Source organism: Pantoea sp. F_5 (assembly GCF_008631595.1).
Lineage (GTDB): Bacteria > Pseudomonadota > Gammaproteobacteria > Enterobacterales > Enterobacteriaceae > Pantoea > Pantoea gossypiicola.
In genome coordinates, this window is the sequence record NZ_VWUO01000008.1 from 106,233 (window position 1) to 132,603 (window position 26,371).

The 26,371-nt window shown below is 55.8% G+C and carries 24 protein-coding genes; 9 read left to right on the forward strand and 15 right to left on the reverse strand.

From position 1 onward, the window contains the following. Nucleotides 1–17 precede the first annotated feature (17 nt). From F3I44_RS12580 to F3I44_RS12590, 3 genes are all read left to right on the forward strand, one after another. A complete protein-coding gene (locus F3I44_RS12580) occupies nucleotides 18–896 on the forward strand; it encodes a sugar phosphate isomerase/epimerase family protein (RefSeq protein WP_150011911.1) in 879 nt (292 codons plus the stop codon). A 218-nt stretch (nucleotides 897–1,114) separates the two neighbouring features. Beyond that, nucleotides 1,115–1,981 (forward strand): glutathione-dependent disulfide-bond oxidoreductase, encoded by an 867-nt coding sequence (yghU, locus tag F3I44_RS12585; RefSeq protein ID WP_150011913.1) that lies wholly within the window; start codon nucleotides 1,115–1,117, stop codon nucleotides 1,979–1,981. Nucleotides 1,982–1,992: 11 nt separating this feature from the next. Continuing rightward, nucleotides 1,993–2,289, forward strand: coding sequence for a DUF1330 domain-containing protein (locus tag F3I44_RS12590; RefSeq protein WP_150011915.1), 297 nt, complete (start codon nucleotides 1,993–1,995; stop codon nucleotides 2,287–2,289). 255 nt (nucleotides 2,290–2,544) lie between these two features. Here the strand turns inward: F3I44_RS12590 and F3I44_RS12595 are convergent, their stop codons facing one another. The 4 genes from F3I44_RS12595 to F3I44_RS12610 form a co-directional block, all read right to left on the reverse strand. Beyond that, nucleotides 2,545–2,859, reverse strand: coding sequence for a hypothetical protein (locus F3I44_RS12595; RefSeq protein ID WP_150011917.1), 315 nt, complete (start codon nucleotides 2,857–2,859; stop codon nucleotides 2,545–2,547). An 89-nt stretch (nucleotides 2,860–2,948) separates the two neighbouring features. After that, a complete protein-coding gene (locus F3I44_RS12600) occupies nucleotides 2,949–3,248 on the reverse strand; it encodes a hypothetical protein (RefSeq protein ID WP_150011919.1) in 300 nt (99 codons plus the stop codon). A gap of 406 nt (nucleotides 3,249–3,654) precedes the next feature. Beyond that, nucleotides 3,655–4,746 (reverse strand): YncE family protein, encoded by a 1,092-nt coding sequence (locus F3I44_RS12605; protein WP_150011921.1) that lies wholly within the window; start codon nucleotides 4,744–4,746, stop codon nucleotides 3,655–3,657. Between the two features lie 197 nt (nucleotides 4,747–4,943). After that, nucleotides 4,944–5,882, reverse strand: coding sequence for a LysR family transcriptional regulator (locus F3I44_RS12610; RefSeq protein WP_150011923.1), 939 nt, complete (start codon nucleotides 5,880–5,882; stop codon nucleotides 4,944–4,946). A gap of 64 nt (nucleotides 5,883–5,946) precedes the next feature. Here F3I44_RS12610 and F3I44_RS12615 point away from each other — a divergent pair, with 64 nt between their 5' ends. After that, nucleotides 5,947–7,017, forward strand: a complete 1,071-nt coding sequence (locus tag F3I44_RS12615) for a tartrate dehydrogenase (protein WP_150011925.1) — start codon at nucleotides 5,947–5,949, stop codon at nucleotides 7,015–7,017. Between the two features lies 1 nt (nucleotide 7,018). On the opposite strand, the gene F3I44_RS12620 is transcribed toward F3I44_RS12615, so the two are convergent. From F3I44_RS12620 to F3I44_RS12635, 4 genes are all read right to left on the reverse strand, one after another. After that, a complete protein-coding gene (locus F3I44_RS12620) occupies nucleotides 7,019–8,350 on the reverse strand; it encodes a glycoside hydrolase family 28 protein (protein WP_150012087.1) in 1,332 nt (443 codons plus the stop codon). A gap of 103 nt (nucleotides 8,351–8,453) precedes the next feature. Further along, the gene (locus F3I44_RS12625; RefSeq protein WP_150011927.1) at nucleotides 8,454–9,269 is read right to left on the reverse strand and encodes a carbohydrate ABC transporter permease; all 816 of its coding nucleotides are present in this window, start codon (nucleotides 9,267–9,269) and stop codon (nucleotides 8,454–8,456) included. Next, nucleotides 9,269–10,141 (reverse strand): carbohydrate ABC transporter permease, encoded by an 873-nt coding sequence (locus F3I44_RS12630; RefSeq protein WP_013359841.1) that lies wholly within the window; start codon nucleotides 10,139–10,141, stop codon nucleotides 9,269–9,271. Before F3I44_RS12630 ends, F3I44_RS12625 begins: the two co-directional genes overlap by 1 nt. Nucleotides 10,142–10,202: 61 nt before the next feature. Continuing rightward, entirely contained in the window at nucleotides 10,203–11,534 is a 1,332-nt protein-coding gene (locus F3I44_RS12635; protein WP_150011929.1) for an extracellular solute-binding protein, read from the reverse strand. A 550-nt stretch (nucleotides 11,535–12,084) separates the two neighbouring features. Between F3I44_RS12635 and F3I44_RS12640 the strand changes: the two genes are divergently transcribed. Both F3I44_RS12640 and F3I44_RS12645 read left to right on the forward strand, forming a co-directional pair. Beyond that, nucleotides 12,085–12,684 carry a GNAT family N-acetyltransferase gene (locus F3I44_RS12640; RefSeq protein ID WP_150011931.1) on the forward strand — a complete coding sequence of 200 codons (600 nt, stop codon included), beginning with the start codon at nucleotides 12,085–12,087 and terminating at the stop codon, nucleotides 12,682–12,684. A gap of 12 nt (nucleotides 12,685–12,696) precedes the next feature. Next, entirely contained in the window at nucleotides 12,697–13,788 is a 1,092-nt protein-coding gene (locus tag F3I44_RS12645; RefSeq protein WP_150011933.1) for an ABC transporter ATP-binding protein, read from the forward strand. Nucleotides 13,789–13,845: 57 nt separating this feature from the next. Here F3I44_RS12645 and F3I44_RS12650 read toward each other — a convergent pair whose 3' ends face one another. Further along, complete coding sequence (locus F3I44_RS12650; protein ID WP_150011935.1) at nucleotides 13,846–14,964, reverse strand: ROK family transcriptional regulator; 1,119 nt, start codon at nucleotides 14,962–14,964, stop codon at nucleotides 13,846–13,848. A 40-nt stretch (nucleotides 14,965–15,004) separates the two neighbouring features. Next, nucleotides 15,005–15,889: a BadF/BadG/BcrA/BcrD ATPase family protein gene (locus F3I44_RS12655; protein WP_150011937.1), complete on the reverse strand. Its 885-nt coding sequence runs from the start codon at nucleotides 15,887–15,889 to the stop codon at nucleotides 15,005–15,007. Between the two features lie 270 nt (nucleotides 15,890–16,159). On the opposite strand from F3I44_RS12655, the gene F3I44_RS12660 reads away from it, so the two are divergent. Then, complete coding sequence (locus F3I44_RS12660) at nucleotides 16,160–17,317, forward strand: Gfo/Idh/MocA family protein (protein WP_150011939.1); 1,158 nt, start codon at nucleotides 16,160–16,162, stop codon at nucleotides 17,315–17,317. 672 nt (nucleotides 17,318–17,989) lie between these two features. On the opposite strand, the gene F3I44_RS12665 is transcribed toward F3I44_RS12660, so the two are convergent. Then, nucleotides 17,990–19,231, reverse strand: a complete 1,242-nt coding sequence (locus F3I44_RS12665; RefSeq protein WP_150011941.1) for an MFS transporter — start codon at nucleotides 19,229–19,231, stop codon at nucleotides 17,990–17,992. Between the two features lie 401 nt (nucleotides 19,232–19,632). On the opposite strand from F3I44_RS12665, the gene F3I44_RS12670 reads away from it, so the two are divergent. Both F3I44_RS12670 and F3I44_RS12675 read left to right on the forward strand, forming a co-directional pair. After that, nucleotides 19,633–20,232, forward strand: coding sequence for a hypothetical protein (locus F3I44_RS12670; RefSeq protein WP_150011943.1), 600 nt, complete (start codon nucleotides 19,633–19,635; stop codon nucleotides 20,230–20,232). A 276-nt stretch (nucleotides 20,233–20,508) separates the two neighbouring features. Continuing rightward, complete coding sequence (locus tag F3I44_RS12675; protein ID WP_150011945.1) at nucleotides 20,509–22,899, forward strand: glucose/quinate/shikimate family membrane-bound PQQ-dependent dehydrogenase; 2,391 nt, start codon at nucleotides 20,509–20,511, stop codon at nucleotides 22,897–22,899. A 55-nt stretch (nucleotides 22,900–22,954) separates the two neighbouring features. On the opposite strand, the gene F3I44_RS12680 is transcribed toward F3I44_RS12675, so the two are convergent. The 4 genes from F3I44_RS12680 to F3I44_RS12695 all read right to left on the reverse strand — a co-directional run bounded on the left by F3I44_RS12680 (nucleotide 22,955) and on the right by F3I44_RS12695 (nucleotide 26,353). Beyond that, nucleotides 22,955–24,160 carry an MFS transporter gene (locus tag F3I44_RS12680; RefSeq protein WP_150011947.1) on the reverse strand — a complete coding sequence of 402 codons (1,206 nt, stop codon included), beginning with the start codon at nucleotides 24,158–24,160 and terminating at the stop codon, nucleotides 22,955–22,957. 110 nt (nucleotides 24,161–24,270) lie between these two features. After that, complete coding sequence (locus F3I44_RS12685; protein ID WP_150011949.1) at nucleotides 24,271–25,167, reverse strand: LysR family transcriptional regulator; 897 nt, start codon at nucleotides 25,165–25,167, stop codon at nucleotides 24,271–24,273. A 168-nt stretch (nucleotides 25,168–25,335) separates the two neighbouring features. Then, nucleotides 25,336–25,704, reverse strand: a complete 369-nt coding sequence (locus F3I44_RS12690; protein WP_013359828.1) for a helix-turn-helix domain-containing protein — start codon at nucleotides 25,702–25,704, stop codon at nucleotides 25,336–25,338. 430 nt (nucleotides 25,705–26,134) lie between these two features. After that, nucleotides 26,135–26,353 (reverse strand): hypothetical protein, encoded by a 219-nt coding sequence (locus F3I44_RS12695; protein WP_150011951.1) that lies wholly within the window; start codon nucleotides 26,351–26,353, stop codon nucleotides 26,135–26,137. Between the last annotated feature and the right edge of the window lie 18 nt (nucleotides 26,354–26,371).

Below are 26,371 nucleotides of genomic sequence, written 5' to 3' on the forward strand. Positions count from 1 at the left end.
GTGCCCGGAGCAGAAAGATGAAAATCGCTTTTGATGTGGATGTGATTAAAGACTTAGGCATCACCCGAATGGTTCATCAGGTGGCCGACTGGGGCTACAAATATATCGAACAGTCGCCGCATCCGCAGATCAACCCGTTTTATAAACATCCCAAAGCCAGCCGTGAAATTATCACCGAGTATAAGAATGCATTAAGCGCCACCGGGCTTGAAATCTCTTCTTTTATCGTGGTCTATCGCTGGTCCGGCCCGGATGAGCTGCGCCGTCAGGCGGCGGTGAAGAACTGGAAACGCATGATTGAGATTGCGGTTGAGATGGGTGTGCAGGTCATTAACACCGAACTCTCCGGCACGCCTAACGAGCCGGAAATCTGTGAAGAGATGTTCTATCGTTCAATGGAAGAGTTGCTGCCGATTATCGAACGTGAAGGGATCCGCGTCGAAATTCAGGCGCACCCGTGGGATTTTTGCGAAGAGAATAATGAAACCGTGGATATCGTGAAGTCGTTCCGCAGCGATAACGTGAAGTATATCTACAGCGCGCCGCACACCTTCTTCTATGACAAAGGCAAAGGCGATGTGAAACCGATGCTCGAGTATGCGGGGGACGATCTGTCGCACATGCTGATCGCCGACACCATGAACCATACGAAACACTGTCGCTATATCGTTAACCCGCCAGGCGTGGATGCCACTATTCACCAGCATGTTGGCGTAGGCGAAGGTGAAGTCGACTTCGATACCCTGTTTAAAACCCTGCGCGACACCGGCTTTGCCACCCGCAGCCATAAAGTTGGCGGTGAACCGATTATCGCGGCATCACTGTTTGGCTACCCGGAAAAAATGAAGGTGCAGGCGATTGAAACCCGCGAACTGATTGAGCGCGAACTGCTGTAAACCTCCCTGCCGTGCAGTCGTTGCTGGCTGCACGGTCATGTCCGCGCAGGACAAACATCGCCCCGTCTGACACACTTTCGATCACTTTTCCCCTGAGCCGCTTCCCGCCTGACATCGGCCCGTCACAGCATGGCGTCGCGCAGCCAGCAGAGTTAAACCGCCTTCGCAGCACCTGCTACACTCCAGACCAATACCACACCATAAGGCGAACTTTCATTATGTCGGAAAATGCATATCAGCCCGCAAAAGTCTGGACCTGGGACCCTGAAGCCAAAGGTAACGGCGCTAAAACTAATCGTCCGTTCGCTGGTCCCACCCATGAAAAAGCGTTGCCGGTCGGCAAACACCCTCTGCAGCTCTATTCGCTCGGCACGCCTAACGGCCAGAAAGTCACCATCCTGCTGGAAGAGCTGCTGGCGCTTAACCTCAAAGATGCCGAGTATGATGCCTGGCTGATCCGCATCGGCGACGGCGATCAGTTTTCAAGTGGTTTTGTCGACGTGAACCCGAACTCAAAAATCCCGGCGCTGAGTGACCATTCAGCTACACCGCCGATTCGGGTATTTGAATCAGGCAATATCCTGCTCTATCTGGCAGAAAAATATGGTTACTTCCTGCCGAAAGATATCGCTGGCCGCACTGAAACGCTGAACTGGCTGTTCTGGCTGCAGGGCTCAGCGCCATACCTGGGGGGGGGTTTCGGCCATTTCTATCACTACGCGCCAGAAAAAATTGAGTACGCCATCAACCGCTTCACCCTGGAAGCGAAGCGCCAGTTTGACGTGCTGGATCGTCGACTGGCCGATAACCGCTATCTGGCCGGTGATGACTACACTATCGCCGACATCGCCACCTGGCCGTGGTACGGCAACATGGTGCTCAACGATCAGTATGGCGCTGCCGAATTCCTGGATGTGCAGTCCTATAAAAACGTGGTGCGCTGGGCAAAAGAGATCGCACAGCGTCCTGCCGTCATCCGTGGCCGCAAGGTTAACCGCGTTATGGGTGACCCGGCCGATCAACTGCATGAGCGTCATGATGCAGCCGATTTTGACATTAACACTGAAGATAAACGCCAGGCGTAAAGGAGCCCACAATGAGCGCATATGTCATCTTTATTCGCGACAAAATTACTAACCCTGAGGAATTCGCTATTTACGGCGAGAAAGCGGGCAAAGCGCGCGGCGACCATCCAATTACGCCGCTGGCGTTTTATGGACAGCTTGAGACGCTGGAAGGACCGGAAGCAGACGGCGTAGTCGTGCTGGAGTTCCCGACAGTTGAAGCGGCGCACGGCTGGTATGACAGCCCGGAATATCAGGAAGCAAAACAGCATCGCCTGAAAGGTGCGGAATACCGTGTGGTGCTGGTCCAGGGTGTAGAGCAGTCATAACCTGTTATGACTATGAGAACAGTAAGCCGTAGCCATTAAGGTGCGGCTTACATTCTCATTCGCCAACAGGTTACTGAGATAACTGCACAAAAAAATCCGCAACGTCGAAACGTTACGGATTTGATTAAACTCTCTGAGTATTCGAATATCGTCCGTGATTTTATTTTCAAAAACGTTAGTAAAAATCCATCGCTAACATTATGGATAGATAATAGCGCTATCGTACAACTCAGATCATGTTTCGTTCAGAAAATATTAAACGATGGCTGCGCTGCCGTTGGTGCCATAATTCTGACGGAAGTCAGCAGCATAGGCGGCCACAGTGTCCTTACCCCACAGCCCACCCATCACGGCACCTACAACCGGACCGATAATGCCACCCAGAATAGCACCAACGCCCTGAGCGATAGGACCGAACACGGCGCTACGGCTGGCGCTGCCGCCGACTGTTACGCCTGTAGCCAGACCTTCAAGGATACCCCAGAGCGCACCTTCCGCAGCGTCAGCCAGAGTAGTTACTAATGCACCGCCGCTTACGGTTTCCATTTCGATCAAAGATAACTCACGCATGATTAACTTCCTTATGTTTAAAAATAACATGGTTAATAAACTTCATTAAAAATATTTTTAATGAAGAGGATATGGCGCAATGCCTGTAGTTAACTGGAATATTGCTTTCTGATATCTGCCGCATACGCTGCAACAGCATCTCTGCCCGCCATTGCGCCCATAATCGCGCCCGCTATTGGGCCAATGATGCCACCTAATATCGCTCCGACGCCCTGTGCGACAATACCGAATACGGCATCGCGGCTTGCGCTTCCGCCGACGGTAACACCGGTCGCTAATCCATCGATTGCCCCCCAGACAATACCTTCAAAAAAAGCGTTAACCTCATCGGCCGTCGCTGGAGCGCCACCGCTTACGACACTAATCTCGTATTCCTTTAGCTTTCTCATTATTTTTACTCCGGCTATTTAATGTAAATTTATAAGCCCTTTTATTTCAGGAAATGTAAAATTGATTTACTGGAACAATACAGCAGCAGAATGCTAAAAAAAATAGTAAAAAAATCCATTTTCTGGAAAAATTTAAATATAATAAAATCACTTTCCAGATATTATGGAACAATCAAAAAACCGGGGTAATATTGGAATGATAATAATAAAAAAAGCCAGCCACCTGGTTATATGGTTAATTTTTTGACAACATTAATTCCAGAATGAATAGCAAAAGTCATTCCCCAGCCAGTGAAATAGGTCCATGCAAAAAGACAAGAAACATGTTGCTAATAATTAAAAACAACAACTGAAATTGAAAATCAGATAAAAGCATTGAGACGGCCTGCGACCGCCATTTATTAACTTAATTCAGCTGAATACGTGCTACGCCGTCCAGCTCTTTGCTGCTGTGATGCTGATTAAAGTCAGGCCTGGTGGTGACATAGAGCGTCTGCCCATCCGGTGAGACCAGCAGATTGTCAGGGTGACGATCAAATGACCAGCTGTTTTTCACTTCATAGGTCGTGCCATCCAGTTGCAGCACCTTCTTCGACTCAAGCTGGCTGATGTAAATCTCATTGCGCTTGCCGTTAAACTTAATCCCCATCGAATCGCCCACGTCAAGACGCTTAATCACCTTGCCGCTGCGCTCATCAAACACCAGGGTGTTTTTCGCCTTAGAATTATTCGTGACAAACAGGCGTCCTGTCGCCGGATCTTCGGCCATGTTCAGGAACTGATAATCCTGCCCGTCACCGGCTGTCAGACGCTGTTCGATCTTGTGATTACGTGGATTGATCACCAGGATTTCACCGCTGCCGTTCGCCGCATAGATCCGGTCGCTGACCGGCGAGAAGATAATGCCTGTGACCCACTTCCCGGCATTTTTAATCCGGGTTTTCAGGGTCAGCGTTTTGGCATCGACCACCCAGATAACACCCGGATCGCCTGTGCCGCCGACATAGATCAGCCCGTCATGCAGAAAGATTTCACGCGTGCCGACCGGTAACCCTTTCTCATTTTTGTCGTCAAACATCAGACGCTTCAGCACCTTTCCGTTCTCCGGATCGATCTTAGAGATACCGCCGTCCAGTGAGTTGGTAGCGTAGAGTGCGCTGCCGTCCGGCTCGCTAATCAGCCCAAAATTTTTCAGATCGAAGTGGCCTGCGCCAGTGCTCTGCAGCGTGGTGGCATCAAGACGGTAGATCATCCCGCCGCTGACATCTTTAAAGCCCTGGGCGCTGGCAACATAGAGCGCGTTTTTCGCGGGCAGATAAGCCATCTCATACAACCCTTCACCCAGCTCGCGCTCAATCAGGTTATCGGGGCTGGAGGGCTGCATCACTACGGCACCGCCATCCACTTTTTTCACCGCGGTCTGGCATGCCGTCAGGCTGAAGGTGATGACCATCGCCAGTGCGAGTGCCGCTTTACGTGGACTGAACAACGCTTTCATACTTCACTCCCCTATCGACCTGCTGCTCCCGGCTGGCCGCAGCACAGCGGGCAGGGAAGAAAATAAATGAGAATCATACGCATCAGTAAAAAGGCTGTAAACGCAGTGGCACGCTGAAGCGGGCGAATCAGCTTTATGCGGTATATGAATTGTCCACCGCCGTGCCATCGCGCCAACACGCCTGTATAAAATTCTTATTAATCAATATATTGAAGTTTGCTCTGCAAAAATGCAACAAACGCGGTGATCCGCGCCGGCAGCTGACGCTGCGCCTGCCATACTGCAAAAATATCGCCATCAGCTGCCTGCCAGCCGGGTAAGACATGCAGCAACTCGCCTGATGCCAGGCTGTGCTGCGCATCCCACCAGGAACGCAACAGAATGCCATGCCCATCCATCGCCAGCCGCATCGCCACTTCGCCATCGTTGGTAATCAGGCTGCCGCGCACTTTCTGGCTGATGCTCTGTTCGCCGCTGGTCAGCCGCCACAGCGTAAAATCGCTGTCGTGCTGACGCAGTAAAATACAGTTGTGCTGCGCCAGATCGCGCACCGTAGCGGGCAGGCCGTGACGGGCAGCATAGGCGGGTGAGCAGCAAAGGATGCGCGGATTAGTGCGCAGTTTACGCGCCACCAGCCGCGAGTCAGGCGGTTCGCCGACGCGGATATCAATGTCCATGTGCGCATCCAGAAAATTAAGCGGCTGGCTGCTGAGCGACAGCGACAGCGAGAGCTGCGGATGCAACGCGGCAAAGGCCGAAACGCAGGGCGCAATGTGCCGACGGCCAAAACCAAATGAGGCGTTGATGTTAAGTGTGCCGCGCAGTTGAGCCGTTTCACCGCTGACCGCCTCCTCCAGCGCCACCAGCTGATCCAGCAACGGGCGCGCGCCTGCCAGATAACGGCGGCCTTCCGGCGTCAGCTCCAGCCGCCGCGTGGTGCGACGCAGCAGCTGCACACCAAGTCGCTGCTCCAGCTGGCTCAGACGCTTGCTGACCGCCGCCAGCGACAGGCCCAGTTCGCGCGCCGCCGCGGTCAGACTGTCCAGCGCCGCCAGGCGAACAAAGAAGGCTAAGTCATCGGTGGAGGTGCGGGATTCTCTACTTTGATTCAACAATGGATTGCCTTTGAGGCTCATTATTTCCCCGGAATCGACCGTTATACTGCGTACACAATTCGAACATCAACCGGAAAGGTACTCTGTGACTGACAAAATTCACTCTATTGCCGTCATCCCTGGCGACGGCATCGGCAAAGAAGTAATGCCGGAAGGCGTCCGCGTAATGAATGCGGCCGCAGAGAAATTTAACATACCGCTACGCTGGGAGTGGTTCGATTACGCCAGCGCCGACTACTGGCAGCAGCATGGCAAAATGCTGCCTGACGACTGGTTCCCGCAGCTGAAAGCCTTTGATGCAATCTACTTTGGCGCGGTTGGCTGGCCCGATGTGGTGCCCGACCATGTTTCGCTCTGGGGCTCGCTGCTGCAGTTCCGCCGTGAGTTCGATCAATACGTCAACCTGCGCCCGGTGCGACTGATGCCAGGCGTCAAAGCGCCGCTGGCGAATCGTCAGCCCGGCGATATCGACTTCTATGTGGTACGCGAAAACACCGAGGGTGAATATTCCAGCGTTGGCGGCACCCTGTTCCCCGGCACCGACCGTGAAGTGGTGATTCAGGAGACGGTGATGACGCGCACCGGCGTCGATCGTATCCTGAAGTTTGCGTATCAGCTGGCGCAGAGCCGTCCGAAGAAACACCTGACCTCCGCCACCAAATCCAATGGCATCGCCATCACCATGCCTTACTGGGATAGCCGCGTCGAAGCGATGTCCGGCCAGTTCCCCGAGGTTCGCGTTGACAAATATCACATCGATATTCTCACCGCCAACTTCGTGCTGCACCCGGACTGGTTTGATGTGGTGGTCGCCAGCAACCTGTTTGGCGATATCCTCTCCGATCTCGGCCCGGCCTGTACCGGCACCATTGGCATTGCGCCTTCCGCCAATATCAACCCGGAAGGCTTGTTCCCCAGCCTGTTCGAGCCGGTTCACGGTTCTGCGCCCGATATCGCTGGCAAAGGCGTCGCCAATCCCATCGGGCAGATCTGGTGCGGGGCGATGATGCTGGAGCACCTCGGCTACAAAGCGGCGGGTGATGCGGTGTTAGATGCGATTGAACGCACGCTGGCGGCCGGACAGCATCTGACGCGCGATCTCGGCGGCAGTGCCAGCACAGAACAGCTCGGTGCCGCCATCGCCGCCGCGCTGTAAATCAATCCGGCAACTGCACCACGCACTCAGGGTGCCAGCCTGGCGGTAGCGGCTCCGGACGTGTTATCACCAGGCTGTGCAGTTGCAGGTTCTCTACTCCACGCGCGAACAGGCCCGGCAGTCCGCCGGGATAGCGCTCGACGCCAAAGGCTTCGCCGGTTTTCGGGTCAAGTTTGTAGGCGTTATCCAGCCCCATGCCGGTCGGCGAGTCCGGATTACAGGGCGGACGCACGTCGAAGTGTCCCTGTGTCATCGGCGATACACTCTGCCGCATCTGCAGCTGGCTGATGACCACATCGCGTATCCAGCCCGGTTCTGCCGCATGCAGGTTAATCGCCCCTTCTGCTACGCCCGTCAGGTTACTGAACTGCACCTGTTCCACGATGCCGGGCGTGATGGCGGGATCGCGGCAGCGTACCGAAATATGCAGCGGATCGGCTTTGCCCCAGTGACAGGGCGGTGCGTGGTGACAGGCAAAGGTCAGGTTACTGAACAGCAGACGCCGCATCGCCCCGCCGTCACGCGACAGAATGCCGATGCCGCGGTTGGAATCAAAAATGGTGCAGCCGGTTACTGTGACATCTTCGACGTCATCCCAGGTTTCGGTGCCGATCTTAAAGGCGCAGCTGTAACTGCGCAGCAGGCAGTTGGTGATCATGATCTGCCGAGCCGGACGCCGCAGCGCGGCCGGTTTATGGGTGGTTTTAATGCAGATAGCGTCATCGGCGGCGCTGAGGTAGCTGTTGCTGACAAACACGGCTTCGCAGCTGTCGATATCCAGTGCATCGGTATTCGGCATGGTCATGGCGTTGTCGATGGTGAGGTGGTCAATATGCACATGGCGACAGCTCACCAGATGCACTGTCCACATCGGTGCCTGCATAATGGTAAAGGCGGTCAGTGTCACCTGCTCGCAATCCTCAAACACAATAATACGTGGCCGGTCGGCACGCGGCAGACGATAGCCCTGCTCATCCCGCTCAGCGGCAAACCAGGCTTCACCCTCGCCATCGATGCGGCCAGTGCCGCTAATGGTGATATTGCGCTGGCCCAGCGCATAGAGCAGCACGTTGTGGGACTTTTCCGCGCAGCTCAGCGCCTGCACCGCCTGATAGTCGGCCAGCCGCGGACTGGCGATGAGCACCGCACCCGCTTCAAGGCGCAGCTCAAAATCAGAAGGCAGATTCAGGCAGCCGCTGCGATAACGTCCGGCAGGCAGCGTCAGACGGCCACCGCCTGCCGCCGCAATCTGATCCATCGCGCGTTGCAACACGGCCGTGTCCAGGGTTTCGCCATCGGCGACAGGGTGAAAATCAGCAAGGGAAAGGTGCATCATGCGTCTCCCGCAGGGTTGAGGAGGAGGAATTGCAGCACGACACGGCGCAGTAAACCTTTGTCTGGTCGCCAGTACGCCGTTTCGTGCGGAACTTCACAAATTACTTCACGGCCCCTTCGGTGACGCCGCTGATAAACTTGCGCTGGAAAATCAGGAACACCACGATTAGCGGCATAATCACAATCATCGCGCCCGCCATCAGCACCGGAATGTCGATGGTGTTTTTATTCTGGAAAAACATCATGCCAATCGGCAGCGTGCGCAGCTCATCCTTGTTGACCAGAATCAGCGGGATCAGGAACTCATTCCACGTCCAGATAAACAGCAGCAGCCCCAGCGTTGACAGGGTCGGCCAGATAGCGGGCACCAGAATGCCCCACAGAATTTTGACGCGTGACGCGCCATCCATCACCGCCGCTTCTACCAGCTCTTTCGGCACCTGCTGAAACGCACTGGCTATCATCAACGTGGTAAAGGGCAGCGACAGGGCGATTTGCGGCAGGATCAGCGCCAGATAAGTGTTGGTCAGCCCCATCCAGCGCAGCTCGTGATAGAGCGGAATGATAAAGGCTTCACTCGGCAGCACCATCCCCAGCGCCAGCATCGCCCCGATGATTTTTTTACCGGGGATTTTCAGCCAGGCGAAACCGAACCCGGCCAGAATGCCGAGCAGCACGCTGAACAGCACCACCGGAATGACCACCAGCACTGAATTCAGGAAGTAAACGTTAAAGTGTCCCTGCTGCCAGGCGGTCAGGTAGTTTTTGAAATTCAGCGAGGCGGGCAGCGTGAAAACACCCTGAAACAGCTCCATCTGGGTTTTAAACGAGGTCATCAGCGCCATAAGAAACGGCAGAATCGTCATCAGCGCCACGATCCAGATCAGCGCGCGTGAAATCACCGGCGTGCTTCGCATCAGTAACGCTCCTTTAAGGCCAGATGGATCAGGTAGTTAATCCCCAGAACAATGATCATGCTGAACACCGCTACCGACGAGGCGTAGCCAAAGTAGTGCAGGTCAAAGCCCTGCTTATACATAAAAATGTTGGTGACCATGGTGGAGGTGCCCGGCCCGCCCTGGGTCATCACATAGACCAGGTCAAAGGCTTTCAGGCTGGCGATCACCGTTAGCAGCAGGGCAATACGCAGTTCGGGCCGCAGGCCAGGCAGCGTGATGCGCATAAACTTCTGGCGACGTGACGAGCCATCCAGATCGGCGGCTTCCAGCAGTGACGGATCCATGCGCTGCAGACCCGCCATAAACAGCACCAGACAGAAGCCGAAGAAGTACCAGGTGGCGACCAGCCCCACGGCAGGCAGCGCCCAGGTAAAATCACCCAGCCAGGAGAGCGCCAGCTGTGGCAGGCCGATGGCGCGTAATATCTGGTCGATCGGGCCAAACGCCGGGTTATAGAGCCAGCGCCACACCACGCCCAGTACCGCCATCGGCATGATGTAGGGCAGGAAAAAGAGAATGCGCAACACGCTGCGTTCGCTGTTGTTGCGCGTGTCATAGAGAAAGCTGCAGAGCAGCAGGCCGACGCCAATCGGCAACAGGGTATAGAACAGCATCAGGATGGCGTTGTTGCCCAGCGCAATCCAGAACACCGGATCGCTGAACATCCGCAGGTAGTTGCTGATGCCACTAAACACCGGCAGCGAGGTGCCGTCCCATTCGGTAAAACTGATACCCAGCGAGGCCAGCAGCGGGAACAGCAGAAACACCGCATAGACCAGCACCGCAGGCAGAACATAGAGAAAATTACGCCAGCTGCTTAAATTCAACATAACCCTACTCGTGGTTCAGAACGATGCTCAGGCCCGGCAGTGAATGCGCCGGGCCTCCGGCTTAATGCTTCAGGGTTTTCAGGTAACGCTGATAGTTATTATCAAAATTAACCACCATCTGATCGGCGGTCTGACGACCCGCAAGCAGCAGCTGGACATTCTGATTCAGCTCGGCATTCATGGTTGGTGTCGCCCAGTCCACGTAGTGGCCTAAACCGTCATAGTCGTTGAGCGTCAGCCAGACCTGATACGCCTCTGCCAGCAGCGGATTATCCGCCGGCATTTTGGCCGCTTTGTTGGTGCTGGCCGGCAGGAAGCCCACTTTCAGCCAGCGGTTTGCCATGGCATCCGAGACCATATAGTTGATGAACTTCGCTGCACCCTCCTGCTGATCTTTGCCTTTGGCGGTGCTGGTGATGGAGAACGCCAGATCGGTTCCGCCCACCATCAGCGGCTGCTTCACGCCGTCACCAGCAGGCATTGCGGCAAAGTGAATATCCTTGTTGTCTTTAAACTGGCCGAGATACCAGGTGCCGCTGACCAGGAACGCGGCCTGGCCGTTCTGGAACAGCGTCGCCGCATCATCATGACCAATACCCTGGAAGCCAGGGAAGAAGTACCCTTTGTCGGTCCAGCTCTTCATCATGGTGGCGGCATTGACCAGCTTGCTGTCTTTAAAGGTACCGCCCACATCGTAAATCAGATTATCCAGCGTCTTGCGGTCGTGACTCTCAATCTGCGCCTGCCACAGGGTGCTGAGCAGCTGCTGGCCCATGTTGCCATCAAGCAGGCCCAGCATCATCGGCGCGGTGCCCTGCTGTTTCAGCTTCGCCATGGCACTTTCCAGCTCTGCCAGCGTTTTCGGTACCGCAATGCCCGCTTTATCCAGCAGCGCTTTGTTGTAATAGAGCCCGACCATTTCGCCCAGGCTGGCGATGCCATACAGCTTGCCGCTGCCAAATTCACCGCTGTCTGACCAGCGGTTACGTTTCAGAATCGAGTCCGGGAAGCGCGTGGTCCAGCCGTAGCTGGCGGCATAGCCGTCGAGCGGCAGCAGCAGCTTATCTTTAACCAGCGAACCCATATCGCCACCGCCCTGATTGACCTGAGCGATCTGCGGGCCATCACCGGCAGTCAGTGCCAGCTTCAGCGGAATGCGGGTATCTTCAAAGGAGTGAACCGAGCGGTTAATCACGATGCCGGGATTCTGCTGTGAGAATTCTTTAATCCCTTCATCCACCGCAGCAGTCTGCTCCGGATAGTTGTAGATATCCCACTCATTCAGAGTGACGGCGGCGTGAGCGGCATGAGAAACGCTGCCCGCCAGCAGGCCCGCTGCCAGCAGCCGACCCACATTGCGAATTCGGAACGAACGAACGGAGGAAACAGACATTATGCTCACCTTCTTCAGACCAGGATCGGCATCCTTTCATCTCACCGCCTGACATCCTGCAGGCTGCAGCCGCACACAAACGCACTCAACCATACTTACTTTAATGGAAAAATAAAGTCAAACAGCCTGCAGTGGGAATTACAACGCTGTGAGCGCGCGCAAATAAACAGCGACATGCCGTGAAATTCAGCACACCGCGCTGGCTTTCACACGATTACCCCTGGCGGAACGTCGCCAGGCACTTTCTTAATAGCAGGAGATACCAGTACGATAATCGCAAAATAACGTCCTGATAAAACATATGAAAATCCTATCACGCTCACACTTTTCCCTTCCGGACGGTCTTAAAACGACGGTCAGCCGCGGCGCTCCGGGCGTGTTGGCGATCACAGTTGTGTATCCTGACGCCGCTAAACGTTGCCGAACTGCCCGGGTTAGTGCGATAAGGTAATTATTCTATCTTGAAAACTAAGTCTACTTTAATTAACGTAACTTTCATCTGCGGATCTGTTCAATCCCTGACCGGTTCCCTCACTCACGAGAATTGACCATGGCGAATCAAGGTGTCATTCGTCCGGCCACTCCGGCGGACTACCCGGCGCTCTACCGCATCTGCCTGGAAACAGCCGATGCAGGCAGCGATGCCCGCGCGCTCTACTCCGATCCCGATTATCCCGGCCAGCGTTTTGCCGTGCCCTATGCGCGCTTCGCGCCTGACTTTGCTTTTGTGCTGGAGCGGGACGGCGAGGTGCAGGGTTATGTCGTCGCAACGCCCGATACCCGCGCGTTTGAAGCACAGCTTCAGGCCGAATGGTGGCCGCAGCTGCAGGAGAAATATCGCGACCGCAGCGCCAGCGCCCCGCTCGACAGCAAGGTGCTCGACGCGATACGCCATCCCGACCAGGCCGCTGACACCCTGGTGACGCAGTGGCCCGCGCATCTGCATATCAACCTGCTGCCATCAGCGCAGAAAGGCGGCTGGGGTCGCCGGATGATTGAGCATGAACTGGCGGCGCTGCGGGCGGCGGGTGTCAGCGGTGTCCATCTTGGCGTCAGCCTGCAGAACGAGCAGGTCTGTGCCTTCTATGCGCGCTTGGGGTTTACCCCTATCCTGCGCAGCAATGCCATCTACATGGGCCAGTTACTCTGAGTGAGGTAGCCGATGACCAGCCTGCGCTTGCAGAATGTGAAGAAGTCGTATGAACACGTGAATGTCATTCATGGCATCGATCTGACGATCAACAGCGGTGAATTTGTGGTGTTTGTCGGGCCATCCGGCTGCGGCAAATCGACGCTGCTGCGGATGATTGCGGGGCTGGAGGAGATCAGCAGCGGTCAGTTGCTGATTGAGGAGCAGGACATGACGCAGCAGCCCGCCACCGAGCGCGGCATCGCGATGGTGTTTCAGTCTTATGCGCTCTACCCCAACATGACGGTGCGCGGCAATCTGGCCTATCCGCTGGAGGTGATGAAAAAGTCCAAAGCAGAGATCAACCAGGCCATTGAGCAGACGGCAGCACGGCTGCACCTGACTGAACTGCTCGACCGCCTGCCGCGTGCGCTTTCTGGCGGACAGCGGCAGCGCGTAGCGATTGGCCGGGCGATTATCCGTCATCCGCGTATCTTCCTGTTTGATGAACCGCTCTCTAACCTTGATGCCGAACTGCGTCTGCAGATGCGGATTGAGATCGCCCGGCTGCACGCCTCGCTCGGTAATACGATGATTTATGTGACCCACGATCAGCTGGAGGCGATGACGCTGGCTGACCGCATTGTGGTGCTACGTCAGGGCCGCATTGAGCAGGTCGGCGCGCCGCTGACGCTCTATCACGATCCGGATAATCTGTTTGTGGCCGGTTTTATCGGCTCGCCAAAGATGAATTTCCTGCGGGCGGAAATCAGCGCCACCGGCGAAGGTGAAGTGCAGCTACGGGTGCCGGAACTGAAAATTGAGGAGCTGGTGCTAAAGATTGCCGCCGACTGCCGCGAGGGCCAGACCGTGACGCTGGGCATTCGTCCTGAGCATTTCCAGCCTGCCGCGCTGACGCCGGAGGCACAGCGCTTCCACGGCGAGCTGGCTTATGGCGAGATGCTGGGCCACACCAACTATCTCTACCTGGATATCGGGCGCGAGCAGATGCTGGTGGTGGAAGAGCGCGAGGCGACCACGCGCGAACTGGGCACGCAGGTTGAACTGGGCTTTTCTGCCGCGCACTGCCTGCTGTTTGATGAGCAGGGCATGCGTCTGCGCTAAGGGAAGCGCGGAAACAAAAACGGGCGCTATGGTGCCCGTTTTTAATTGCAGGGAAACTCAGGTGACCGGCTCTTCATCGGCCTGCGCCGCCAGTAAATCCAGCAGCCGGTTGACGGCAAAACCCGCCGCACCCAGCGCCCACATCCGGTTCGATTCCGTCAGAAACTGCAACGGCGTCATGTGCGGCGTCAGTTTGAGCCGGTAAGCCTGGAAGCTCTGGGTGATGTGATCGAGCAGAATGCGTGAGGCCATGTGCGGCTCCATCGCCAGATAAACCACATCCGGGTCGTAGGCCACCGACAGATTCGCCAGCGAAATCCCCAGCTCGCGCCCTGCCTCTTCCAGTACCGCCAGCACCTCAGGCGTTGGCCGCTGATCCAGCGCCTGTAGCGTGAGGTTTTCCACCGGTTCCTGCTCTGCCAGCTGCTGCAGAATGGCGCGCGATGAGGCGACATCCTCCAGCAGACGCAGCGAGCCGTCGCCTACCAGTCCGTTGCCAATCTCTCCTGCCTTGCCATGACGACCGCGGTAGAGCTGACGATTCAGGATGATGCCCGCCCCGATCCCTTTGCCGTAGGTCGCGATCACCGCTGACTGGGCATTACCGAGCTGCCCAAACACCAGCGCCGCCATCGCCATGGCGTTGGCGTCGTTCTCGATAAACACTGGCAGCGAGAAGCGTTCTTCCAGCAGGCGTGCAATCGGGACGTTATCCCAGTCGAGCACTTTGGAACGGATGCAGTAGCCATTTTCGGCATCGACCAGGCCTGACAGCGCCAGGCCAATCGCCCCGACCCGCTTTTCCTCCACGCCGCGCAGGAACTTCGCCAGCGCATCGCCAAGCTGACGCGGTGTCAGCGTGCCTTTTGGCATCTGCTGTTCGCCCAGCAGATTGCCGCTGAGATCGGTCATGACAATCAGGTTACGTTCCGCATTAAGCTGAATGCCAATCACGCTGGCGCGATCGGGATTGAGTCCCAGCAGCGTTTTTGGCCGTCCCATCGATACACGACGCAGCCCCAGCTCCTGCACAATCTCCTGCGCCAGCAGCCGATTAGTCGCCTGCGACACGGTCGACATGCTCAGTCCGCTGCGGACTTTCAGGTCTGACTGGCTGATCGGCGCATTTTCAACAATCAACCGCAGAATGCGCGCGGTTACGTTGGGAGCGGTCATAAATTCCTCGGGTTATCTGACTGAGAAGGCTCAGCCAGTTTCAGATCGGTAATCGGACAGGCGTCAGCTGCTGCGCCAGTATCAGCGCCCCGCTCAGGGCATCGCCCTGTGGCGTGACCAGCCTGGCCTGAATATCGTTATCCAGCCAGCGCTGTATTGGCGTCGCCAGGCCACCCATCAGCGCCACCCGTCCGCTGCTCAGCGCAATCAGACGGCGCACCATCAGACCGATATCGGCGGCGGTCTGATGCAGCAGATCCTGAGCATGACAATCACCCGCGTCAGCGGCCGCGAAAATCTGTGGCACTACACGCGCCCAGTCGGCCGGCGTCGCTGAGCGCGTCCAGAGCAGCATCGTTTCCGGGCTGTCACTGAACTGCGCCATCAACTGCCGGGTAAAGGCAGTCGGCGTAATAATGGACTCATAGGCCAGCAGCGCCAGACGCAGCGCACGCCGGCCCAGCTCTGCGCCCGAGCCCTGATCAGACAGGGCAAAACCCCAGCCGCCAAGCAGCGTAAAACGTTCGCCATCCCAGGCCGCGCCCTGACTACCGGTGCCGATGATAAAGACAGCGCCAGGAGCGCCACTATGCGCGCCCGCACAGGCGATCTCCACATCGCTGACCACCTGTAATGCCGCGCAGGCAGGCTGCCAGCTGGCGAGCCGCGCCTGCACCGAGGAAACATTGGCACCCGCTAATCCGGCAACCAGTGCGGTCTGCGCCAGCGCCTCTGGCGCTAATCCCGCCTGTGACAATATCCGGTCAATCAGTTGTCCGACGCAGGTCAGTGCCGCGTCATAGTCTGACCAGACGTTGGCAGGCCCGCCAGCGGCTTCCGCCAGCACGCGGCCCTGCAGGTCGGTTAACCGCGCGCGACACTGTGTACCGCCGCCATCAATGCCAAGAAGATAGTGTGGTTGCACGCGCTTCCTTCCCGATTTTGGGTTATAGCCATAATGAGCGAACGATAGGATAAAAAAACTTAAATCGCAATAACAAATAAATATGGCAAAAGAATATCGACGGTTTTTCTTTACTTTACATAGTTATAACAAAAAACAGCCCCGCAAAACGGGTAGTACGTTATTGACATTAGTTTTTCTATCGTAATAAGTTGGTGGTCAGATTATCAACAGCCGTGCCCGATCACAGGCGGGCTATGCATTATCCGATTTCAGGAACAGGGGTTTAACATGAAAGTAGGCATTATCGGTCTCGGCTTTCGTCTGTCCCACGTGATCAAAGAGTTCAGCAACGCCGACGACACCTTCTCAGTGGTGGGTTATTACGATCCGGCCCCGGCCGGACTGCCTAATCTGCACAGCTTTGGTATCGCGCCTGGCCAGGCCTTTGCATCCATCGACGCGCTGCTGGAACACGGCGGCATGGATGTGGTGCTGGTTGGCTCACCCAACTTCCTGCATCTGGAGCATGTGGGTCAGGCACTGGCGGCAGGCTATACCGTCTTTACCGAAAAGCCGGTGGTAATCAATGAAGAGCAGACCATGGCGATGGCGAAGCTGGTGCGCCAGTATGGCGAGGCACGCATTCTGGTCGGCCTGGTGCTGCGCTACTCCCCGCTCTATCACGATCTGCTGGCGGCACGCGATGCCGGTCAGCTGGGTGAGATCACCTCGATTGAGGCGACAGAACATATCAAGCCTTATCACGGTGCCTTCTTTCAGCGCGACTGGCGGCGTCTGGAAAAGTATGCCGGTCCTTACATTCTGGAGAAGTGCTGCCATGACATTGACCTCTATCAGGGCCTGTTGCAGGAGCGTCCGACTCACGTCGCCAGCTTTGGTGGCCGGAAATCCTTTACCCCGGCGCATGCGCCTCAGGGGGCGATCACCGCTGAGTCAGAGCTTTATCACGTGAAGCCGAGTGGCTGGTCGAGCACCGATGCGGTCTTCGACAGCGACGCCGATATTGTCGACTACCAGACTGCGCTGATTGAGTATGAAGGCGGCGCGACGCTTGCTTTCCATGCCAACCTGAACGTCCCGGATGAGTTCCGCCGTTTCTGTGTGATGGGCACGGACGGCATGGCGGAAGGCGACTTCGTACGAAACTACTTCCGTGTACACAACGCGCGCAGCGGTGAGAAAGAGGTCGATACCGCTTACAGCGGCAATGCTTATGATGGTCACTACGGTGCAGATGCCCTGATGGCAGAAGAGATCGTTAAACATATTAAACAGGGAACACCGCTGAAAGTTTCAGTGGTGGACGCGCTGGAAGCGGGCCTCACCGCCATAAAAATCGATGAGGCGCGCAAAACCCGCAGCGTAGTGGACATGCGTGAAAGCTGGCTGACATTTGACGCCAACCTGGGAAAAACCGGGGCCTGATGGCTCCACCCTGTGGGCCGGACTCCCCCTCTGACCCCAGGATTAAAATGGCAGTATGACTGGTCACTTCCTGTACTGGCCTTCGGGCCAGTGACATTATTGCTGGTGAGCGCCACCGTAATAACTCTGCCCAACGCTCAACCAACGTCTTTTCCCTTCTCCCCAGCCTGAGGCAACGATCAGACGCAAAGCGATGGGAGCATACGCCTGCACCAGATCCAGACCTGCTCACCACAACCAGCCCCCAACAAACCACTCCGCAGCCCAAGGCAACTTACGTACTCAAAGCGATGGGAGCATACGCCTGTAGCAAAGCATCGCGGGCCATGGACAAAAACGCCGGGAACGATTTGAACAATGCAACGCGTTGGCCCGTTTACGGGCGCACCTCAGGGATAAGGTGCGTACTAAAAACGCCGGGAGCGTTTTTGAACAACGCAACGCGTTGGCCCGTTTACGGGCGCACCTCAGGGATGAGGTGCGTACTAAAAACGCCGGGAGCGTTTTTGAACAACGCAACGCGTTGGCCCGTTTACGGGCGCACCTCAGGGATGAGGTGCGTAATCGCCCGGGCTGAGCCTGCCATGGAAGGCGTTCAGGCGTCTTTGCGCAAGGCGTATGATCCCTGAGCCTGCTCAGTGGCCCATGACCGCTGCATACTTCTAACCAGTCCTAAACCGGATCCCCCTCATTCTCCAGCTTCTGACGCCGCCGCAGATGCGGAAACAGCTTCATCCACAACGCCACCACAATCAGCGTACCGATGCCGCCAATCGCTGCCGCAGGTGCCGCTCCCATCCAGGCTGCCAGCAATCCCGACTCAAACTCGCCCAGCTGATTCGACGTATTAATAAAAATCGCGTTAACCGCATTCACCCGTCCGCGCATCGCATCCGGCGTATCCAGTTGCACCAGCGCACCCCGGATCACCATACTCACCATATCAAAGCCACCCAGCGCACAGAGAGCAATCAGCGACAGCCACAGCTGCGTGGACAGCGCGAACACCAGCGTGGCAACACCAAAGCCCGCCACCGAACCAAACATAATCATCCCGACATGCTTGTCCAGCTTATGACGGCTCAGCCAGATGCCCACCAGCAATGCGCCTGCTGAGGGTGCACCGCGCAGCATCCCTAATCCCCACGGCCCGGTATGCAGAATATCTTTGGCAAAAATCGGCAGCAGCGCGGTTGCGCCACCGAGCAACACCGCAAACAGATCGAGCGAAATCACCCCAAGGACATCTTTGCGCTCACGGATAAAGTGAATCCCGGCAAACAGATTCTTCATATTCATCGGCAGACGGGTCTGCACCGGACGCTCATAACGCAGCAGACTCACCAGCGTCAGCGAAATCAGATAAAACAGCCCGGAAACGCCATACACAACATGGGGCCCGGCAACATAAAGCAGCCCGCCCATCGTCGGCCCGACAATCACCGCCGCCTGGCCCCCTACCGAGTTCATCGCCATGGCGCGCGCCAGAATCGAAGGCGGCACCAGCGACGGTAGCATCGAGGACATTGCAGGCCACTCCAGTGCCTTCGCCACCGCAATCATAAACACCAGCCCCCACAGTGCGGTCTTATCGGCGGAATGGAATAAGGTAAGCACCACTAATGCCACCAGTGCAGCAAATTCCACCAGCTGCCCCAGCAGCACAATGCGCCGCCGGTCATATTGATCCGCAAGATGACCGGCAGGTAGCGCCAGCAATACCGACGGCAGAAACTGCATCAGGCCAATCATCCCCAACGCCATTGCGCTGTTGGTCAGCGCATAGATCTGCCAGCTGATTGCCACCGAGAACATCTGAAAACCAAATGATGAACAGGTGCGCGCCAGCCAGAACGCGACAAATGTGCGATGTCGCCACAGCGACTCTTCCGCTGTTGATGCCATAAATCCCATGTCTTATCCCTAATCAGGTGAGGAAGCCCGCATCGTTGCGCGGTGTTATTGGTGTGGTTATTGAAGATGTTAAATTAACAGACCGGATGAGACCTGAATGGCTGCGGCACCCGCCCCGGCTCTCTGCACAACAAAACGCAGACCTGTCCGGCACAGGCACATCCGACCTCTCCTGACTATTACCAGCCTATTGGTCCCGACTATTGAATATATTCCAGCGCATCATCAGACGCCAAAGGAATTATGTTCTCTTCGCTAATGGGTTTATTTACTTTCTCAGGCAACAAAAGGATGATTTGGATTAAGGAGATGATCTATATTTATTCGCGCGTTTAAAAAAATGCGACTTTTTATATGATCAATTATCAATAAATCCTTTTTTATTGCATTTCATAGAGATAATGAAAAACAGTTTATATAACCCCTATGTTACTGAACCAATCCATCACGTTAAGCGTAATGTCACTGGCATTTGCTATAGCGTCCCTTATCTTCAGCAAAACCAGGAAATCGGCAATACACTTAATACAAACAACATTATTTCATTACACAATCAAATTGCTACTGAAGCAGCATTAATGATTATTCCAATCGATGATATGCGATTGCGGGGAATGATGGCTGTACCGGACGCTTATTCACATTTACAGAATGGGCGAATCCGGATTGGAATCAATTATTCCAGTTTAGCGGCACACTATGCGCCACTACTTGAATTAACTAAGAAATTTGATTTCTGGCTTTATGATTTTGCGCCGCCGGGAGCAGACTGGCGACTGCTGGAATCTTTTCCTTTTTCAGGGATTGTTTTAAACGAAGCGTTCTTTAATGACAATTATGAAAAATTTACCTTTCCCTTTTTTATGGCGACATTTCGTGAAAAGGGGGCAGAGGTCATCGTGCGAAGTCATACGCCGACTTTAACGGCTGAACAGTTTGCTGAGATAAATATCAGCGGCTGGCAACAGCAACGCTCGGACGGCGATCTTATTAGCTGTTGATTCACAAATCCTGCCTTCCGGCGTTAAGGGCACACGGCGGTGCGCTTAACGTCCTTTAATCCCTCATAAAATGTCGTATTACTGCATTTGTTAAGCGCTTTAAGCTAAAAAAATCAAACCTCGATCTGATTTTGCTATAACATTTAACACAAAGGGATCGTCTGTCTTAACGGAAGAGATACTCAAGAACACCCTTAATCATTTGTACTTGATAACTGGAAGCAACCTATCTGGTTGTTTTCGTGTGTTTTATGGTAACGAAACGAGGTCGATATTATGGGGAAAAACTCCTCATCATTTGGCGTAATTCGTTTTCTGACAGTGCTGTTCGCAGTACTGACGGGCGCGTTTATGCTGATTGGCGGTGGCTGGTTAGCCGCCATTGGTGGTTCCTGGTATTACGTTTTCGGCGGTGTAGTGATGCTTATCACCGCCTATCTGCTTTCCCGTCGTAAAAGCACCGCGCTGGTTCTCTATGCGCTGCTGCTGATTGGCACCCTGATCTGGGGTGTATGGGAAGTGGGTACGGACTTCTGGGCACTGGCACCACGCACCGATGTGCTGGTGATCTTTGGTGTCTGGCTGATCCTGCCGTTTGTTTATCGCAGTGTTAACGCTGGCAGCAAAGCCGCGCTGGGGACCATGGCTGTGGCGCTGATTGCCAGTGCTATCGTGCTGGCCTATGCGGTGTTTAACGACCCGCAGGTGATAAACGGTTCAGTGCCAGAAACCGCTGACAACGCCCCGCAGGCTGCGCCGCTGAGTAACATTCCTGATGCTGACTGGCCCGCTTATGCGCGCGATCAGCAGGGAACCCGTTTCTCGCCGCTGAAGCAGATCAATCACCAGAACGTGAAAGAGTTGCAGGTTGCCTGGCAGTTCCAGACGGGCGACATGAAAGGGCCTAACGATCCGGGTGAAATCACCGACGAAGTTACCCCGATTAAAATCCGCGACACGCTTTATCTCTGTTCACCACACCAGATTCTGTTTGCGCTGGATGCGGCCACCGGTAAGCAGAAGTGGAAGTTTGATCCGGGCATGAAGGTTAACCCAACCTTCCAGCACGTGACCTGTCGTGGTGTTTCTTATCACGAAGTACCGGCAGCCGCCGATGCGGCAAACACACAGCCTGCGCTTTGCTCACGTCGTATCTATCTGCCTGTCAACGATGGCCGTCTGTTTGCGCTGGACGCAGAGACCGGCGAACGTTGCCCGTCATTTGGCGTTAACGGTGAGCTGGATCTGCAGCACAAACAGCCTGTTACCACTGCGGGTATGTATGAGCCGACCTCTCCACCAGTCATTACCAACACCACCATCGTAATGGCCGGTGCAGTAACCGATAACTTCTCAACCCGCGAGCCGTCAGGCGTGATTCGTGGTTTTGATGTGAATACCGGCAAACTGCTGTGGGTGTTTGATCCAGGCGCGAAAGACCCGAATGCCATTCCGGCTGATGAACACACCTTTACCATGAATTCACCGAACTCATGGGCACCGGCAGTGTACGATCCGAAACTGGATACCGTTTATCTGCCAATGGGTGTGGCCACACCGGATATCTGGGGCGGTAACCGCACACCAGAGCAGGAGCGTTATGCGAGCAGCGTGCTGGCGCTGAACGCCACCACCGGTAAGCTGGTCTGGTCTTATCAGACCGTGCATCACGACCTGTGGGATATGGATCTGCCGTCGCAGCCAACGCTGGCTGACATCACCGACAAAGATGGCAACACCGTACCGGTGGTTTACGCGCCAGCGAAAACCGGCAACATCTTTGTCCTGGATCGCCGTACTGGCAAGCCAGTGGTCCCTGCGCCAGAAACGCCAGTGCCACAGGGTGCTGCCAAAGGCGACCACGTTGCCGCCACTCAGCCCTACTCTGAGCTGACCTTCCGTCCAAAGCAGAACCTGACGGACAAGGATATGTGGGGCGCAACGATGTTTGACCAGCTGGTGTGCCGCGTGATCTTCAAGCGCCTGCGCTATGAAGGTCCGTTCACTCCGCCATCTGAGCAGGGTACGCTGGTGTTCCCGGGTAACCTCGGTATGTTCGAATGGGGCGGTATTGCCGTCGATCCACATCGTCAGATTGCGATTGCTAACCCAATGGCGCTGCCGTTTGTCTCGAAGCTGGTTCCACGTGGCCCGGGCAACCCGATTGAGCCGCCGAAAGGCGCAGAGGGTGGTTCAGGTACGGAAACCGGTATTCAGCCACAGTATGGCGTGCCGTATGGCGTCGAGCTGAATCCGTTCCTTTCACCGTTTGGTCTGCCATGTAAACAGCCTGCCTGGGGTTACATCTCCGCGGTAGATCTGAAGACCAACGATGTGGTGTGGAAACAGCGTATCGGTACCGTTCGCGATAGCGCACCGGTTCCGCTGCCGTTCAAAATGGGTATGCCGATGCTGGGTGGTCCTATCACCACCGCGGGTAAGGTGTTCTTCATTGGCGCGACCGCAGATAACTACCTGCGTGCGTTCAGCACCGATACCGGCGAGCTGTTATGGCAGGCCCGTCTGCCAGCAGGCGGCCAGGCGACCCCAATGACCTATGAAGTAGATGGCAAGCAGTACGTTGTCATCGCAGCAGGTGGGCACGGTTCGTTTGGTACTAAGCTGGGCGATTATGTGATTGCCTACGCCCTGCCAGACCAGAAGTAATTCACGACGCTGTGAACAACCTAAGGCGGACTCCGGTCCGCCTTTTTTGATCGCGTTATTTACGCATCTCACGCCAGTTGAGCCAGGCGCAAAACAGCATCACCACGCAGGTCGCCAGAAACACTGGCCGCATCCCGAATGTCCCACCCACCAGCCCACCAAACAGCGGGCCGCTGACCTGACCGATATACTGCGCCGAGGTTGAATATCCCAGCATCCGCCCGACCTGTGAACCCGGCACGTTATGACGGATTATCGCCGTAATGCACGGCATCAATCCGCCCAGCGCCATCCCCATCAGAAAACGCAGCAGCACCAGTTGCCAGGCCGCGGTAATAAACGCCTGCGGAATCAGCAGCAGCCCACTGACCAGTAGTCCGCCGGTCAGAACTCGCCAGTGCCCTACCCGATCGGCGAGACGACCCAGTCGGGGTGCTGCCAGCACCGTGCCCAGCGCCGCCGCAGACATCACCAGCCCGGCCACTAATGTAATCTGATGGTCGCCCTGTACAAACTCGCCCACATACAGCGTGATAATCGGCTCAATCGACATGCTGGCGAAGATCAGCAACATGCCTGAGAGCCACATCAGGCGCACCAGGTTATGATTCACTGGCTCGGCCTCAGACGACAGTGGCTGGCTTGTGCGTGACGTCGCAGCAGCACGCGGCTGCTCTTTGAGTAAAAAGGTGGTGGCGAGGAAGGCGATAAAGATGACCGCGCCGGTCAGCCAGAACGTCTGACGAATACCGATCAGCGGCGGTAAAGCGCCACCCAGCAGCGGGCCCACCACGTTGCCCGCCATAATGCCGGATGACAGGATGCCCAGCGCCCAGCCGGTCTGCGCTTTTGGCGTCTGCGCCGCCACCAGAATGATCGATCCCGATGCGTAGCCACCCAGCAGCCCGGCCAGCAGCCGCAGTGCCACCAGCTGCCACGGCGCGGTCGCCATGCCGATCAGCGACATCGCAATCGCCATCCCCAGGCTGGCCCGAATCAGCATCAGCTTACGACCATAGCGATCAGCCAGCCTGCCCCACAGCGGCGCAGTCAGCGCGGCGCTGAAAAAGGTCGCGCCATAGGCTATCCCGGACCAGCGGGCGATGGCTGCCGGCTGCTCAACGCCCAGTTGCTGCACATAGAGCGGCAGAAACGGCAGCAGCAGCGTCATTGCCACGATGGTGGTAAAAGAGCCGACGACGCAGACCGCTAAGTTACGTCGCCAGTGCTGAAACTCTGCCGCTTCGGGTGACTGTTGCATGGTGATATCCGTTGAATGATCAGGGTTACAGGCTAACCGGCGTAGCGGATGAACAACAGTCATCGCAGGATAGTTACTCTGTGGCGCTGACTGTTGTCAGCAGGCAACAATCAGTCCGGATTCAACGCCGCAATCAGGGCATCGCACAGCAGTGTCACAGGTGACGCCGGTTCAGGCGTGTTGTGCAGCAGCAGATAGCTTTGCAGGCGATCCATCTGCCACTCCGGCAGCAGTTGCTGAATGTCGCCACGCGTCACCGCCTCCTGTGCCATGTAGGACGGAAGATAAGCGATGCCGCTGCCCGCCAGTGCGGCATTGAGCAGCGCCATGCTGTTATTGGCGCGAAAGCGGCTGCGCACGTCCAGGGCCAGCCGCTGTTTATCACGGCGGAACGGCAGCGCGGCGGTGTGCGCCGGACCGTGAAACAGCAGCAGGTCGTGGCGCGGCAACATCTCAGGATGGGTGATGGCGGGTTGCTGCGCCAGGTAAGCGGGCGCGGCATAAAGTCCCCACTCGATATCGCTCAGTACCCGAAAATTGCCCTGTTGCGGCGATCGGGATCGGATCACAATCGCCAGATCGACCTGATCGTCCAGCCGATCGTGATTGCGATCGGTCAGATCGAGATCGACGTTGATATGCAGATGGCGGCGCAGAAAACGATTGAGAACGGGAACCACACACTGGCAGCCAAAGGTGACGGGTGCCTGTAGCCTGACATGGCCAGCGGGCTGCTGATGCACCTGCTGCACAAACGCCTCGGCGCGCTGTACTTCAGCCAGCATCCGCACACAGTAGGGGTAATAAGCCTGACCCAGCTCAGTCAGTGCCAGCCGCCGGGTGGTACGCTGCAGCAGCCGGATACCGAGCCGCAACTCCAGACGGGCAATTTCCCGGCTGACATGAGATTTGGACAGGCCAAGTGCGCGTGCCGCCTCGCTGAAACTCTGTAATTCCACAACCCGTGCAAATACCAGCATGGCGGTTATGTTCGCGCCATTTTCCATGTTTCCCGACTCCGGCAGTAAAGGGGGATGGCAACAAACTAACATGTTCGGGCGGGATCGCTGTGGCTGACGGGCAAAAAAAGCGAGGCGAAGTTCAGGAGGAGAGCGGCGCAGAGCGAAGGCCGACCTTCCCGTCTCTGTGCGGTGACGGAAAGGTCTTATCAGGCATCAGCTGGCCATCGCCAGAGGGAACAGCAGCCGATCCGGCTCGACGCGACGCTGACGGCGCAACTGGCCTGGCGTCATCATAAAGTAGTTTTTAAAGGTGCGGGTATAGGCCTGCTGGGTATCGAAGCCGTAATTCATCGCCACCTGTAATATCGCTTCGTTGCTGCTTAGCAGACTGAGTGCAGACTCGGTTAAGCGGCGCTGGCGGATATATTCTGCCAGTGAAAAGCCGGTATGCTGGCGGAACAGGCGTTGCAGATGCCAGCGCGAATAGCCCGAGCGGCGTGCCACCTCATCCAGATGCAGATCGTGTCCTAAGTTGTTCTCAATCCAGTCCAGCAAACTCCGAATAAACTCGCGCTGATTCATGGTTCCTCCTGTTGATGCTGATGTGCAGTGGAGCCACTCTACCCGCTAAAATTTATCCCTTAATTAGCAGAAAATTAGCGCAGAATTAGCAAGGGCGAGAATGGGCGCGGAAGGGTGCGGCCAGCGGGGCTTTGGGGGGAAATCTGTGGTGAGATTGCTGTTAAAAAAAGAGGTGAGATGTTTAAAAAGCTTAGTCAGTCGGAAGCATTTTTTGTGTGTGATGTGGTGATTAGTTCCTGGTTGCATCTGAACTTATACGTTATCAATAATTCTCTGCCCCACACACAAATCCTCCATTTCTGAGCAAATCCTGTCAAAGCATCGCTGTTGAACCATTTATAGTCACAGGGGATATTTATTAGCCTCCTGTTTTATTGATTTTGTTGAATAAATAAAGGGGCCGAAGCCCCTGCAGATTTAATATCGGCGCTTAAGTGTTTTTACTGCTGTCAGATGTACTGAAAAAACTTGAACATAAAGAAATAGCAGCTTTAACAAAAGTCGCCAATGTAGCGATTGTAACCACCATTTTTGATGCATTTTCTGGCATAGCATACCAGCCTACATAAGAGACGCCCGCGCCACTCAAAAACATTGCGCCTATCAATATGCTGATTAGTATAGACAGATAGCAGACTATTTTTTGCATAAGACCCTCAGCTGTCAT

What these genes read in the sequence shown, in the direction of transcription:
- F3I44_RS12635 (WP_150011929.1), bottom strand. Translation starts at nt 11,534, where the DNA reads ATGTCTGTTTCCTCCGTTCGTTCGTTCCGAATTCGCAATGTGGGTCGG.
- F3I44_RS12620 (WP_150012087.1), bottom strand. Translation starts at nt 8,350, where the DNA reads ATGCACCTTTCCCTTGCTGATTTTCACCCTGTCGCCGATGGCGAAACC.
- F3I44_RS12675 (WP_150011945.1), top strand. Translation starts at nt 20,509, where the DNA reads ATGGGGAAAAACTCCTCATCATTTGGCGTAATTCGTTTTCTGACAGTG.
- F3I44_RS12660 (WP_150011939.1), top strand. Translation starts at nt 16,160, where the DNA reads ATGAAAGTAGGCATTATCGGTCTCGGCTTTCGTCTGTCCCACGTGATC.
- F3I44_RS12580 (WP_150011911.1), top strand. Translation starts at nt 18, where the DNA reads ATGAAAATCGCTTTTGATGTGGATGTGATTAAAGACTTAGGCATCACC.
- F3I44_RS12625 (WP_150011927.1), bottom strand. Translation starts at nt 9,269, where the DNA reads ATGCGAAGCACGCCGGTGATTTCACGCGCGCTGATCTGGATCGTGGCG.
- F3I44_RS12645 (WP_150011933.1), top strand. Translation starts at nt 12,697, where the DNA reads ATGACCAGCCTGCGCTTGCAGAATGTGAAGAAGTCGTATGAACACGTG.
- F3I44_RS12600 (WP_150011919.1), bottom strand. Translation starts at nt 3,248, where the DNA reads ATGAGAAAGCTAAAGGAATACGAGATTAGTGTCGTAAGCGGTGGCGCT.
- F3I44_RS12690 (WP_013359828.1), bottom strand. Translation starts at nt 25,704, where the DNA reads ATGAATCAGCGCGAGTTTATTCGGAGTTTGCTGGACTGGATTGAGAAC.
- F3I44_RS12680 (WP_150011947.1), bottom strand. Translation starts at nt 24,160, where the DNA reads ATGCAACAGTCACCCGAAGCGGCAGAGTTTCAGCACTGGCGACGTAAC.
- F3I44_RS12665 (WP_150011941.1), bottom strand. Translation starts at nt 19,231, where the DNA reads ATGGGATTTATGGCATCAACAGCGGAAGAGTCGCTGTGGCGACATCGC.
- F3I44_RS12670 (WP_150011943.1), top strand. Translation starts at nt 19,633, where the DNA reads ATGAAAAACAGTTTATATAACCCCTATGTTACTGAACCAATCCATCAC.
- yghU (WP_150011913.1), top strand. Translation starts at nt 1,115, where the DNA reads ATGTCGGAAAATGCATATCAGCCCGCAAAAGTCTGGACCTGGGACCCT.
- F3I44_RS12605 (WP_150011921.1), bottom strand. Translation starts at nt 4,746, where the DNA reads ATGAAAGCGTTGTTCAGTCCACGTAAAGCGGCACTCGCACTGGCGATG.
- F3I44_RS12685 (WP_150011949.1), bottom strand. Translation starts at nt 25,167, where the DNA reads ATGGAAAATGGCGCGAACATAACCGCCATGCTGGTATTTGCACGGGTT.
- F3I44_RS12695 (WP_150011951.1), bottom strand. Translation starts at nt 26,353, where the DNA reads ATGCAAAAAATAGTCTGCTATCTGTCTATACTAATCAGCATATTGATA.
- F3I44_RS12595 (WP_150011917.1), bottom strand. Translation starts at nt 2,859, where the DNA reads ATGCGTGAGTTATCTTTGATCGAAATGGAAACCGTAAGCGGCGGTGCA.
- F3I44_RS12610 (WP_150011923.1), bottom strand. Translation starts at nt 5,882, where the DNA reads ATGAGCCTCAAAGGCAATCCATTGTTGAATCAAAGTAGAGAATCCCGC.
- F3I44_RS12650 (WP_150011935.1), bottom strand. Translation starts at nt 14,964, where the DNA reads ATGACCGCTCCCAACGTAACCGCGCGCATTCTGCGGTTGATTGTTGAA.
- F3I44_RS12630 (WP_013359841.1), bottom strand. Translation starts at nt 10,141, where the DNA reads ATGTTGAATTTAAGCAGCTGGCGTAATTTTCTCTATGTTCTGCCTGCG.
- F3I44_RS12590 (WP_150011915.1), top strand. Translation starts at nt 1,993, where the DNA reads ATGAGCGCATATGTCATCTTTATTCGCGACAAAATTACTAACCCTGAG.
- F3I44_RS12640 (WP_150011931.1), top strand. Translation starts at nt 12,085, where the DNA reads ATGGCGAATCAAGGTGTCATTCGTCCGGCCACTCCGGCGGACTACCCG.